We start from the raw sequence: 11,576 nt of genomic DNA on the forward strand, positions 1-11,576 counted from the left end.
CGCAAGCGTTCACTACGGCCTGCCCGCTCGCTCAACGGAGAGAAAACGATGGCTACTTCGCGCTGGACGGCTGTTCCCGCTCGGACGGCATCCCCGCGCCGCCGGGGACCCGTCCTGGAGCGGGCGATCCTCGAAGCCGCTCTTGAGCAGCTCAGTACGGTCGGCTGGAGCGGGCTGACCATGGAGGGCGTGGCCGCGGGGGCGCAGACGGGGAAGGCCGCGGTGTACCGGCGCTGGTCGTCCAAGGAGGAGCTGGTCGTGGACGCGCTGCGGGCCGGGCTGCCCAGCCTCGACGGCGTGCCGGACCTCGGAAGCGTCCGGGAGGATCTTCTCCAGCTGTGCGGACAGGTGCGGGATTCGATGTTCTCGCGCCCCGGTTTCGCCCTCCGCGCGGTACTTCACGAATGCGATACGGCAACGGCGGAGCGCTTCCACGACGTGATCTTCGAAGGCGTCATCGAACCGGTGGTGAAACTGATCAGAGAGGTCCTGCGTCGCGGAATCGAGCGCGGAGAGGTGCGTTCCGGAGGAAGTGACTCTTATGTGTGTGACGTCATTCCGGCCATGCTCATGTATCGCTCCAAGGTGTGCGGGAGCGAATGGCCGGACGAGGAATTCGAGGGACTGATCGACCAGGTCATGGTGCCGTTGCTGCGCCCCTGAGAGGCGGTTCGCGCGGTTCGCGAGCGCCGGTGAAGGCGTCGGCCGGTGTTCTCCGGGAGCGTCGTGGGCGCGGTCTTCCGGACGACTCGGCAAGCCTGGGTGTCGCATGCGGCATCCGGCGGCGTACGCTGTCTGGCGCCATGCCGTACGAAGCACCCACCCACACCGTAGAGCGCTCCTTGCGCGCCACCACCGGAGCGAAGATCGTCGCCGGTGTCGACGAAGTCGGCCGCGGCGCGTGGGCGGGTCCGGTCACCGTCTGTGCGGCGGTCACGGGACTGCGCAGGCCGCCCGAAGGGCTCACCGACTCCAAGCTGATCAGCCCCAAGCGGCGCACCGCGCTCGCGGACGAGCTGGAGGGCTGGGTCACGTCGCACGCCCTGGGGCACGCCTCGCACGAGGAGATCGACGCACTGGGGATGACGGCCGCGTTGCGGCTCGCTGCGGTACGTGCTCTGGAGGGGCTGCCGGTCCGGCCGGACGCGGTCATCCTCGACGGGAAGCACGACTACCTCGGGGCGCCCTGGCGGGTTCGTACGGTGATCAAGGGTGACCAGTCCTGCATCGCCGTCGCCGCGGCTTCGGTGATCGCCAAAGTCCGGCGCGACAAAATGATGGCCGAACTGGGCATCGAACATGCAGACTTCGGTTTTGCGGCCAACGCCGGCTATCCGTCGCCGGTGCACAAGGCCGCGCTGGAGGAGCGGGGCCCCACCCCGTACCACCGGCTTTCGTGGGCGTATCTTGATGCGCTGCCCCAGTGGCGGCACCTCAAGAAGGCCCGCAGCTGGGCGGACGGAAACGTTCCGGAAATCGAGGGTCAGCTCGGCTTTGAGTTCTGACGCTTTTCCGGTCCTTCCGGTCGCACTCATGTGCCACCCGCCGACGCGAGTCGCATCGGCGTTTGATAGACAACACTTCATGCCTCTCATTCCCGAGGAGCCTCAGATTCACGAGAGTGCCCAGGGTCCCCGCACCGCGTCGACCCCTCGTCCCGTACCCGGCCCGCGTCCCGCGGCTCCGCCGCGCCCCGGCCGTCCGGGTCCTGCCCGGCCGATGCCACCCGCGCAGCGCACGCCGCGTGATTCGGCCGCCAAGCCCGGGCCTTCCGCCCCGGCTGTTTCCGTTCCCTCCGCTCCCGGAGCGCCCGCCGACGATGCCGCCATCGCTTCGGTCCCGCAGATCCAGCTGATCCCGGCCTCGGCCGAGGGCGCGCTGGACGCGGCCGAGGAGGCCGTCGACCTGCTCCTGGACTCCGGGCGTGCGCCCGGGGACGTCCTGATGATCACCACCGGCGATCCGCACCCATGGGCCACGCACGAGCTGTCCTTCGGTGAGGCCGCCTACTGGGCCCAGCACGACGCGGGTGACGACGTCTTCTACGCCGACGCCGCCGCTCTCCCCCGTGCCGCGGCCCGACCGGTGGTCGTCGTCGCCGTCAACGGCGGCGCAGAAGAGGTCGCGCTCGGCGCCCTGCCGACCGCCCTCGCCAGGGCGGGCACCCTGCTGATCGTGTGCGGCGACCCGCAGCGGATCAACTCGATGCTGGGCGCGGGCGTCTGACGTCAGCGTCCGGCAGCGGTGATCCGCCGCCGGTCCTGTGATGTCCGACGTGTGTCGCGCGAGGCACGGCTGGTTCGGCCGCGTGCCGATCCGTGCTGTGCCGTGCGTGCGGTACCGCTCGGGCAGCGGTGCCTTCGCCGGTGGACGGCGGCGGCGAGCGGTGCCTCAGCGTGCCGCCGCGCGCCGCAGCACGTCCGAGGCCGCGCCTCCGGTGCGCGCCACGGGCGGTTCCGCGTCGGTGAAGAACTCGGGCCGTGAATCGGCGCTCGGCCGACGGCCGCCGCGCCCCTCACCGAGCACCTGCCAGCCGTCGTGGGTCAGCGTGATGTACGCGCCGCACCGCAGGCCGTGCAGCGTGCAGGCGTCCCGTAGGCCCCACATCCAGGCTCCGTCCTCCTGGGTCCACCGGGCGTCCCCCTCACGGCAGTAGAGCAGCACCGCGGTACGTATCGGGGTGCGGCGCCGCAGGTCGTGCGGGATGACCCGACGCAGCTGCGAGAGCAGGGCGTTGCGGAAGACCCAGCCGTCCGTCACGGTCGCACGTCGGTTGAACGAGGCGCTGGCTCTGAGGCGTTCGTCCGAGTCCAGTACGGCCACGACGGCCGTCAGAGGAGTCGGTCGGTGGCGTGAGTGCAGTCCGCTCACGACCTCGCGCGGATTGCGCAGCAGGGGGATTCCCGCGGCGGACCACTCCGCGGGTTCGAGCATCCGGGCCAGTCGGTGGGCGGAAGCGGCGGACAGCTCGGCCGACGTCGGGGACTCCGGCTTCGGTGCCGCAGCGGACGGAGCGAATCCGAAGGTCACGGTCCTCCCTTCGGCTACGCGCCCGGGCAGCGGGCGGGGTCGGACTGGGGGAGCGCACCACGGCACAGCCCTACCGGGCCGTGAGGAGCCGCGCGGGGAGCTGTGCCAATTCTTCCCGTCGCAGTGGCTTGCGGCAACGAGCAATCGTGACCGCGTACCGGTATCGGTCGATGCGCCGCCTATATCCCTGCCCAGCTCGGCGTACGTCGACGCACCGCGCGGACCGGGTGGATTCGGTGATTGTCAGTGGCATCGGGTTGCATGGGGGCATGGACAACCTGGAGCTCCGCGCCGAAGCCGATGCCATCCTCGCCGAGCTCGTCGGTGCCCCCGGGGGGTCGGCGCGGCTGCGGGAGGACCAGTGGCAGGCGGTGTCGGCCCTGGTGGAGGAGCACCGGCGGGCGCTGGTGGTGCAGCGCACGGGCTGGGGCAAGTCGGCGGTGTACTTCGTGGCCACCGCTCTGCTGCGGCGGCGCGGCGCCGGTCCCACGGTGATCATCTCGCCGCTCCTCGCGCTGATGCGCAACCAGGTCGAGGCGGCGGCGCGCGCCGGGATCCAGGCGCGCACGATCAACTCGGCGAACCCGGAGGAGTGGGACACCATCTACGGGGAGGTCGAGCGCGGCGAGACCGACGTGCTCCTGGTCAGTCCGGAACGCCTCAACTCCGTTGATTTCCGGGACCAGGTGCTGCCCAAGCTCGCCGCCACGACCGGTCTGCTCGTGGTCGACGAGGCGCACTGCATCTCCGACTGGGGCCACGACTTCCGGCCGGACTACCGCCGGCTGCGCACGATGCTGGCGGAGCTGCCGGAGGGCGTGCCGGTGCTGGCCACGACAGCGACCGCGAACGCGCGGGTGACCGCGGACGTCGCCGAGCAACTGGGCACGGGGGGCGGGGACGCCCTGGTCCTGCGGGGGCCGCTGGACCGGGAGAGCCTGCGCCTCGGCGTGCTGGAGCTGCCGGACGCGGCGCACCGGCTGGCGTGGCTGGGGGACCGGCTGCGGGACATGCCGGGCTCGGGGATCATCTACACGCTGACGGTGGCGGCGGCGGAGGAGGTCGCGGCGTTCTTGCGGCAGCGCGACTATCCGGTGGCCTCCTACACCGGGAAGACGGAGAACGCCGACCGGTTGCAGGCGGAGGAGGATCTGCTGGCCAACCGGGTCAAGGCCCTGGTCGCGACGTCCGCGCTGGGGATGGGCTTCGACAAGCCGGACCTGGGATTCGTGGTGCACCTCGGGTCGCCGTCGTCCCCGATCGCGTACTACCAGCAGGTGGGACGCGCGGGGCGTGGGGTGGACCACGCGGATGTGCTGCTGCTGCCGGGGCGCGAGGACGAGGCGATCTGGGCGTACTTCGCCTCGGTCGGCTTCCCGCCCGAGGAGCAGGTGCGCCGCACCCTGACGGTGCTGGCGGACGCGGGCCGTCCGCTGTCGCTGCCCGCGCTTGAGCCGCTGGTGGACCTCCGGCGCTCGCGCCTGGAGACGATGCTGAAGGTCCTGGACGTGGACGGGGCGGTCCAGCGGGTGAAGGGCGGCTGGACCGCCACCGGGCAGCCGTGGGCGTACGACGCGGAGCGGTACGCGTGGGTGGCCCGGCAGCGGTCGGCGGAGCAGCAGGCCATGCGGGACTACGTGTCGACCACGGGGTGCCGGATGGAGTTCCTGCAGCGGCAGCTGGACGACGAGAAGGCGGTCCCGTGCGGCCGCTGCGACAACTGCGCGGGGCCCTGGCTGGAAGCGGGCGTATCCCCCGGGGCCCTCGCGGAGGCGGCGGGCGAGCTGGACCGTCCGGGCGTCGAGATCGACCCCCGCAAGATGTGGCCGACCGGGCTCGCCGCGGTCGGCGTGGACCTGAAGGGCCGCATCCCCGTGGGTCAACAGGCGCACACCGGGCGGGCGTTGGGCAGGCTGTCGGACATCGGCTGGGGCAACCGGCTGCGTCCCCTCCTGTCGGCGCAGGCGACGGACGGGCCGGTGCCCGACGACGTGCTGGCCGCCGTCGTGACGGTCCTGGCCGACTGGGCCCGTTCACCGGGCGGCTGGGGCGGCGACGCCTCGGACGCGGTGGCGCGGCCGGTGGGCATCGTCGCCATGCCCTCCCGCACCCGACCGCGGCTGGTGGCCTCACTGGCCGAGGGAGTGGCGAGGGTCGGCAGGCTGCCGCTGCTCGGCAGCCTGGCCTACACCCCGCAGGCCGACGAGTACGTGGCGCACCGCAGCAACTCCGCCCAGCGGCTGCGGGCCCTGGCCGCCTCGTTCACCGTGCCCGACGAACTCGCCGCCGCGCTGGCCGATACCCCGGGACCGGTCCTGCTCGTCGACGACTACACCGAATCCGGCTGGTCCCTCGCGGTGGGCGCACGCCTCCTGCGCCAGGCAGGCAGCGGCCAGGTGCTCCCGCTCGTCCTGGCCCAGGCCGGTTAGGCCCTGCCCGATGGCTCAGGTCCTGCCCGGTGGCTCACTCCGCGGCGGGCACCCACTCCACCAGGGCGTACGCGTTGCCGAACAGACGGGGTGCGACGAACTTGAGGTGCGCGGGCGGGTCCTGGCGGGCCGGGTCGAGGACCAGGGTCTGCACCCCGTCCGCGTCCTCCCGCGCCGCCCCTTCGGACGGCTCGTGGAAGCCCGCGAAGCGGTAGGCGACCTCCATCATGCGGTTGCGGTCGGTGCGCTTGAACCCGGCCGTCAGCCGCACTCCGGCCCGCGCCGTCTCGTCGCTGAGCCAGCGCAGCAGCGCCGCCCCCACGCCGAAGGACACCACGCGGCACGAGGTGGCGAGGAGCTTGATGTGCCAGGTGTCGGGGCGCCGCTCCAGCAGGATCACGCCGATCGCGCCGTGCGGGCCGAAGCGGTCGGTGAGCGAGGCCACGAGGACCTCGTGCCGCTCGTCCACGACCAGCGCGCGCAGCGCCGCGTCGGAGTAGTGCACCCCCGTCGCGTTCATCTGGCTGGTCCGCAGGGTCAGTTCTTCGACCCGGGAGATCTCCTCGTCCCCCGCGCGCTCGATGCGCAGCTCCAGGGAGAGCGAGCGCAGGAACTCGTCGTCGGTACCGGTGTGCTCCGTGCGCTCGGTGTCCCTGCGGATGCCTGCCTGGTACATCTGCCGACGGCGGCGGGCGTCGCCGGTGACCACGGGCGGCGTGAACTCCGGCAGGCCCGGCAGCGCGAGCGCCTCGTCTGCCGGATAGCAGCGGACCTCGGGGTGGTGGAACGCGACCTCCGCGCGCTCGGCCGGCTGGTCGTCGATGAAGGCGATCGTCTTCATCGCGAAGTTCAGCTCCTGGGCGATCGACTGGATCGACGCCGACTTGACGCCCCAGTTGATGCGCGGCAGCACGAAGTACTCGGCGAGGCCGAGCTTCTCCAACTGCCCCCAGGCGTGGTCGTGGTCGTTGCGGCTGGCGACGGCCTGGAGGATGCCCCGCGAGTCGAGTGCGACGATCACCTCGCGGAGCCCCTCGTGCAGGACGACCTCGCCGTCCTCCACGAGCGTGCCGCGCCACAGGGTGTTGTCCAGGTCCCAGACCAGACACTTGACGGTCGGCTGCGGTTCTGTCACCGGCTCTTTCCCTCCTTGGCCCGGGGCCGATTCCGCGCGTTCGCGCGCGCTGCTCACACTTCCCACAACGTCACGGTCCAGGCGGCCACGGGGCTGTTGCTGAGCACGAGGACGTGCTGTCCCGGTTGCAGCTCGCCGGTGGCGAGGAGACGGTCCAAGTTGAGGACCACGTCCATGGGGCCGAGGTGGCCCAGCTCCGCCAGGTGCGTGGCGCAGACCGGGTGGATCGGCAGCTCCAGCGTGGTCTTGTAGAACTGGAAGGCGCTGGCGGTGACGTTCTGCATGAGGGTCGCGGCCACGTCGCCCTTGCCGATCCCCGCGTCCGCGAGGACCTGGTCGACGAGCTTGCCGAGCCGCGTACGGCTGTGCATGGCGAGCTCGAAGGAGTAGCGGTCGTTGTCCGCGCACTCCTCGCGCCACTGGGACCAGGGGTGGTGCTTGTAGTCCACCTTGAACAGGTCGTGGAAGGAGCTGTCGGCCTCCATGCGGTGCGCCTTGAGCAGCGGGCGACCGCCGCGTACCAGCGTCATCGCGAAGGCGCCGTCGCCGACCACGGTGACGGGGCGGCGCACCCGGTCGGCCGCGGTGGGCCTGCTGCCGTAGGTGATCAGGACGCTCTTGCGGGACGGGTCGCCCAGGAGCAGGTCGCGCCCCAGGCCCCAGGCGGCGGAGGACCCGGCGCAGCCGAGGCCGTCGATGGTGAAGGGGAAGGTGCCGGCGAGACCGGCGAGATGCGCGATCTTCCCCGAGTCCGAGCCGATCAGGACGTCCGGGGCGCGGGACCCGATGTGCAGCAGCAGATCGGGTACGTCGGACGTGCCAGCGAGGAGCTCCTCGCAGGCACGGGCGGCGAGTTCGGTCGGCTCGGTGTCCGGGAAGACGCCGACGGATTTGATCCCCGCCTGCTCGGCGAACTTCAGCTCCTCGTCGGTGAGCCGGGCCAGTTCCGGCAGATCCGCGACGGGCATCCGCTCGTCCGGCAGCAGACAGTGGATGGCGCCTATGCCCACGCCGTCGGTCTCGGTCGTCATGCCACACCTTCCAGCGCGCGTTCCGCGAGGATCAGCTGGCAGATTTCGTCGCTGCCCTCGATGATCTGCATCAACTTGGCGTCCCGGTAGGCACGGGCCACCGGTTCGCCGTCCACCGATCCCGCGGAGGCGAGGACCTGCACCGCCGTGGAGGCGGCGTGCGTCGCCTGGCCCGCGGCGACGTGCTTGGCGAGCACCGAGGCGTGGGACAGCTCCGCCGACCGGCTGTCCCAGCAGCCCGCGGCGTGCTCGCAGACCCTGGTCGCGGTCTGTTCGGCGACCACGAGCTCGGAGAGATGACGGGCGATCAGCTGGTGCTGGGCCAGGGGCTTGCCGAACTGCTCGCGGGTACGGGCATGGGAGGCGGCGGCGTGCAGACAGCTGCGGATGATGCCGACGCAGCCCCACGCGACCGAGAGGCGGCCGTAGGTGAGGGCGATCGTGGTGAGCAGGCCCAGGGACTGGCTCGCACCGGAGAGGACCCGGGTGGCCGGCAGCCGTACGTCGTCGAGGAGTACGTCCGCGTGCCCGGCCGCGCGGCAGCCGAGGGGCTGGGCGACGGGCCGCACGGTGACGCCGGGGGTCGTGGTGGGGACCACCACGGCCGCCGCGCCGTCCTGGTAACGGCCGAAGACCACCACCACGTCGGCGTAGGCGGCCGCGGTCGACCAGACCTTGTGGCCGTTGAGGACCACGTCGTCGCCGTCGTCCACGATCGTGGTGGCGATCGCCGAGAGGTCGCTGCCCGCCTGCGGTTCGCTGAACGCGACGGCGGCCAGGCCCCCTTGGGTGAGCCGGGTCAGTTCCTCGGCGCGCTGCCGTCGCGTGCCGAACCGCTGGATCGTCCACGCCGCCATGCCCTGCGAGGTCATCACGCTCCGCAGCGAGCTGCACAGCGCCCCGGCGTGGGCGGTGAGTTCACCGCCCGCCAGGCCCGTCAGGCCGCGGCCGCCGTACTCGGCGGGGACCTCGGCGCACAGCGCGCCCTTGGCGCCGAGCCCGCGCAGGACCTCTGCCGGAATCGCGCCGGCCAGGTCCCATCCGGCGGCCCGGTCGCCGATCTCCGCGCTGATCAGCGCCCGGAGCTCGTCACTCACCGGCGTCGGTTCCGGCAAGACGGAGCACCAGCTCGGTCATGGCGTTCACCGTACGGAAGTTGTCGATCCTGAGGTCGGGGCCCTCGACGGCGACGTCGAAGGTCTTCTCGACGTGGACCACCAGCTCCATCGCGAACAGGGAGGACACCCCGCCGGTGGCGAACAGGTCGGTGTCCGTGGCCCAGTCGGTCTTGGTGCGCTCCTCCAGGAACCGCTTCAGCTCGGTCCTGACCTCTTCCGCCGATGTCGGACGGGTCGTGGTGGGCTCGCTCATCTCCACGCTTCCTCTCAGGGCTTCTTGTGGACGAGGGTGAGGCCGTCGGCGACGGCGAGCATGGAGATGTCCACGCGGTCGTCGTCTCGCAGCAGGGTGTTGAGTTCGCGAATGGCCAGGGTGTCCGGGTCCTGCGCGGCCGGATCGACGACCTTGCCGAAGAAGAGGGTGTTGTCCAGGACGAGCAGTCCGCCCGGACGCACCAGCGTGAGCGCCTGCTCGTAGTAACGGAGGTAGTTGGCCTTGTCGGCGTCGACGAAGGCCAGATCGAAACCGCCCGCGCCGTGCTGCTCGGTGAGCAGGCCGAGCGTCTCGGCGGCGTCCCCGATCCTGAGGTCGATCCGGTCGGCGACCCCGGCGCGGCGCCAGTAGCGCTCGGCGATGCGTGTCCAGCGCTCGCTGATGTCACAGGTGACGACCTTGCCGCCGGGCGGCAGGGCGCGCGCCATGCACAGGCTGCTGTAGCCGGTGAAGGTGCCGACCTCCAGGACGTTCGACGCGCCGGTCACCCGCACCAGGAGGGCGAGGAGTTGAGCCTCCTCGGGCAGGACGAGCATGGCTTGCAGCATCGGCATGCCGGCGGTCTCGGCGCGCAGTTCACTCAGTACGTCGTCGTCGCGCAGCGACATCTGCCGTACGTAGTCCAGAAGTTGGTCGTCCACGGTGAGCTGACCGGCCATCAGGACACCATTCCCGTGTAGGTGTAGAAGCCCTGGCCGCTCTTGCGCCCGTGCTCGCCGTCGCGCACCTTCCGCAGCAGCAGGTCGCAGGGGCGGCAGCCCTCGTCGCCGGTGCGCTGGTGCAGCACCCACAGCGAGTCCACGAGGTTGTCGATGCCGATCAGGTCGGCGGTGCGCAGCGGACCGGTGCGGTGGCCGAGGCACTCCTGCATCAAGGTGTCGACGTCCTCGGCGGTGGCCCGCCCCTCCTCGACGACGCGTGCCGCGTCGTTGATCATGCGGTGCAGGACGCGGCTGGTGACGAAGCCGGGGCCGTCGCCGACGTAGACGCCCCTGCGGTCGAGCGCCGTCAGGAGCCGGGCGACCGAGTCGACCGCGTGCTGCGCCGTGCGTGAGCCGCGGATCACCTCGACGGTGCCGATCAGGTACGTGGGGTTCATGAAGTGGACGCCGAGCAGGCTCTCGGGGTGCGGGAGCTTCGCCGCGAGCTCGTCCACCGGGATGGACGAGGTGTTGGTGACGAGCGCGGTGTCCGTGCCGACGATTCCGGCGACCTCGGTGAGCGCCGCGGCCTTGAGGCCGGCCTCTTCGGTGATGGCCTCGATCACCACGTCCGCGCCCGCGCAGTCGGCCGTCGACGCGCTGGTGACGAGTTCGCCGCGGGGTGTGTCCGTCCGTACGCCCATCAGCTGGGCGGTGCGCAGTTCGCGCTCGATCCTGGCCGGGGCGTCCGCCAGCTTCGCCGGATCGGTCTCGACGAGGACCACCGGGACGCCTCGCCCGAGAGCCAGCGTCGCGATGCTGACCCCCATGACGCCGGCGCCCAGTACGGCCAGCCTCGGGGTGGGTTCTTCCTCTGTCACCGCATACCTCCCCAACCTGGCGGTGGACATCAATGAATGGCTCGCTCGGGGTGTGGACATGGGCTTTTCGCGGTCTCCCGCTCGGCACACCGGAACGGGAACCTGGCGGAACGACAAGACGGAATACGCGGTTCCGAAAACGGAATGCGCCGCTCCAGAAGGTGTCGGGCCTAGGGCAATGCGATGTTCCGCGGTTCGCGATGAGATGCCATGACTCTCCCGTTCGATCCGGCGCCGCACGACCGTAGCATGATTGTTCCGAGAGGTGGCCAGATGTCATTCACCTGCCTATCGGGGGACGTTCTCGGAATGCCCGGCGTCCTGCGCCTTCGCCGCCTCTTCTTCCGTTCTTCATCTTGCGATGAATAACTTGCGCGCTGCGGGGAATGGGGCGCCGCGCCCGACTCCCGAAAGCGTCGAGGTGTCTCGTCGACGGCTCCCGAGTTTGCCTCAGAGGCAATGATTGAACGCAAAATGGACGCTACCGGGCGTGTGCAGGCACTGCCGACAGCGCGCACTCCGAAAGGTCTGGACCGTTGACCGGCAGGGGCGTCATCGCGCCATGAACGGCTGAAAATAATCGTTTGAAGTGGTACATCATGCATGCGGCACGCATACGGCGCCCGGGTATTCAGTGGGGTGAGTTCCGCTGGTCAGTAGGGGTGCACAACTCATTGGTTGAAGCGTCCATTAATTGCCTATGAGTGAAAGATGAAGTGCTTGCCGTTGCTGGATACCAGGTGTTAGGTTCCGCTTGGCGAGAGAGGTGAACGGGGGTTCGACCGCTGGGTGTGACTACAGACAGTGACGCGAGTCGCGTCAAATGAAACGGCGTATCCAGCATTCCCACCGCCGACCCCCATGGAATGGATCCACGAAGGTCCGAGCGGGTGGACGCCAAGTAGCGGATCATGATGCCCTGCCGAATCCCTTCGCCGGATTCGCAATTGTTCACCTGACCCTGTGCCGCTTTCTGGTGCAGCGCTGTGTGCTGGCCGCAATTCGAGTCACTAGGCACCCGGATGAGACGAAGGTCT

11 protein-coding genes are annotated in these 11,576 nt (G+C 70.5%); 4 read left to right on the plus strand and 7 right to left on the minus strand.

Features of this window, described 5'->3' with window-relative positions; translation table 11 throughout:
* Window positions 1-48 precede the first annotated feature (48 nt).
* The 3 genes from ACIO9J_RS35095 (at window position 49) to ACIO9J_RS35105 (ending at window position 2,226) form a co-directional block, all read left to right on the plus strand.
* Window positions 49-663: a TetR/AcrR family transcriptional regulator gene (locus ACIO9J_RS35095; protein ID WP_402008479.1), complete on the plus strand. Its 615-nt coding sequence runs from the start codon at window positions 49-51 to the stop codon at window positions 661-663.
* Window positions 664-803: 140 nt separating this feature from the next.
* Window positions 804-1,505 carry a ribonuclease HII gene (locus tag ACIO9J_RS35100; RefSeq protein WP_402008772.1) on the plus strand — a complete coding sequence of 234 codons (702 nt, stop codon included), beginning with the start codon at window positions 804-806 and terminating at the stop codon, window positions 1,503-1,505.
* Between the two features lie 79 nt (window positions 1,506-1,584).
* Window positions 1,585-2,226 carry a hypothetical protein gene (locus ACIO9J_RS35105; RefSeq protein ID WP_402008481.1) on the plus strand — a complete coding sequence of 214 codons (642 nt, stop codon included), beginning with the start codon at window positions 1,585-1,587 and terminating at the stop codon, window positions 2,224-2,226.
* A gap of 165 nt (window positions 2,227-2,391) precedes the next feature.
* On the opposite strand, the gene ACIO9J_RS35110 is transcribed toward ACIO9J_RS35105, so the two are convergent.
* Complete coding sequence (locus ACIO9J_RS35110; protein WP_402008483.1) at window positions 2,392-3,030, minus strand: hypothetical protein; 639 nt, start codon at window positions 3,028-3,030, stop codon at window positions 2,392-2,394.
* Window positions 3,031-3,299: 269 nt separating this feature from the next.
* Between ACIO9J_RS35110 and ACIO9J_RS35115 the strand changes: the two genes are divergently transcribed.
* Window positions 3,300-5,459 (plus strand): DEAD/DEAH box helicase, encoded by a 2,160-nt coding sequence (locus tag ACIO9J_RS35115; RefSeq protein ID WP_402008485.1) that lies wholly within the window; start codon window positions 3,300-3,302, stop codon window positions 5,457-5,459.
* A 34-nt stretch (window positions 5,460-5,493) separates the two neighbouring features.
* On the opposite strand, the gene ACIO9J_RS35120 is transcribed toward ACIO9J_RS35115, so the two are convergent.
* Genes ACIO9J_RS35120 through ACIO9J_RS35145 form a run of 6 tightly spaced genes read right to left on the minus strand, consistent with a single transcriptional unit; the run spans window position 5,494 to window position 10,569 of the window.
* On the minus strand, window positions 5,494-6,594 hold the full coding sequence (locus ACIO9J_RS35120; RefSeq protein ID WP_402008487.1) for an HAD-IIIC family phosphatase: 1,101 nt from the start codon (window positions 6,592-6,594) through the stop codon (window positions 5,494-5,496).
* A 53-nt stretch (window positions 6,595-6,647) separates the two neighbouring features.
* Window positions 6,648-7,625, minus strand: a complete 978-nt coding sequence (locus ACIO9J_RS35125) for a 3-oxoacyl-[acyl-carrier-protein] synthase III C-terminal domain-containing protein (RefSeq protein ID WP_402008489.1) — start codon at window positions 7,623-7,625, stop codon at window positions 6,648-6,650.
* On the minus strand, window positions 7,622-8,722 hold the full coding sequence (locus tag ACIO9J_RS35130; protein ID WP_402008491.1) for an acyl-CoA dehydrogenase family protein: 1,101 nt from the start codon (window positions 8,720-8,722) through the stop codon (window positions 7,622-7,624). The genes ACIO9J_RS35125 and ACIO9J_RS35130 overlap by 4 nt, the downstream gene beginning before the upstream one ends.
* On the minus strand, window positions 8,715-8,996 hold the full coding sequence (locus tag ACIO9J_RS35135; protein ID WP_402008493.1) for an acyl carrier protein: 282 nt from the start codon (window positions 8,994-8,996) through the stop codon (window positions 8,715-8,717). The genes ACIO9J_RS35130 and ACIO9J_RS35135 overlap by 8 nt, the downstream gene beginning before the upstream one ends.
* Window positions 8,997-9,010: 14 nt before the next feature.
* Window positions 9,011-9,676 (minus strand): O-methyltransferase, encoded by a 666-nt coding sequence (locus ACIO9J_RS35140; protein WP_402008495.1) that lies wholly within the window; start codon window positions 9,674-9,676, stop codon window positions 9,011-9,013.
* On the minus strand, window positions 9,676-10,569 hold the full coding sequence (locus tag ACIO9J_RS35145) for a 3-hydroxyacyl-CoA dehydrogenase family protein (protein ID WP_402008497.1): 894 nt from the start codon (window positions 10,567-10,569) through the stop codon (window positions 9,676-9,678). The genes ACIO9J_RS35140 and ACIO9J_RS35145 overlap by 1 nt, the downstream gene beginning before the upstream one ends.
* Window positions 10,570-11,576: the final 1,007 nt, after the last annotated feature.

Origin of the sequence: Streptomyces sp. NPDC087300, from assembly GCF_044744425.1 — a bacterium.
Taxonomy (GTDB): domain Bacteria; phylum Actinomycetota; class Actinomycetes; order Streptomycetales; family Streptomycetaceae; genus Streptomyces.

Excerpts from the sequence above, each read along its gene's own strand:
- ACIO9J_RS35095 (WP_402008479.1), top strand. The coding sequence starts at position 49 with ATGGCTACTTCGCGCTGGACGGCTGTTCCCGCTCGGACGGCATCCCCG.
- ACIO9J_RS35100 (WP_402008772.1), top strand. The coding sequence starts at position 804 with ATGCCGTACGAAGCACCCACCCACACCGTAGAGCGCTCCTTGCGCGCC.
- ACIO9J_RS35105 (WP_402008481.1), top strand. The coding sequence starts at position 1,585 with ATGCCTCTCATTCCCGAGGAGCCTCAGATTCACGAGAGTGCCCAGGGT.
- ACIO9J_RS35115 (WP_402008485.1), top strand. The coding sequence starts at position 3,300 with ATGGACAACCTGGAGCTCCGCGCCGAAGCCGATGCCATCCTCGCCGAG.
- ACIO9J_RS35125 (WP_402008489.1), bottom strand. The coding sequence starts at position 7,625 with ATGACGACCGAGACCGACGGCGTGGGCATAGGCGCCATCCACTGTCTG.
- ACIO9J_RS35135 (WP_402008493.1), bottom strand. The coding sequence starts at position 8,996 with ATGAGCGAGCCCACCACGACCCGTCCGACATCGGCGGAAGAGGTCAGG.
- ACIO9J_RS35140 (WP_402008495.1), bottom strand. The coding sequence starts at position 9,676 with ATGGCCGGTCAGCTCACCGTGGACGACCAACTTCTGGACTACGTACGG.
- ACIO9J_RS35145 (WP_402008497.1), bottom strand. The coding sequence starts at position 10,569 with ATGTCCACCGCCAGGTTGGGGAGGTATGCGGTGACAGAGGAAGAACCC.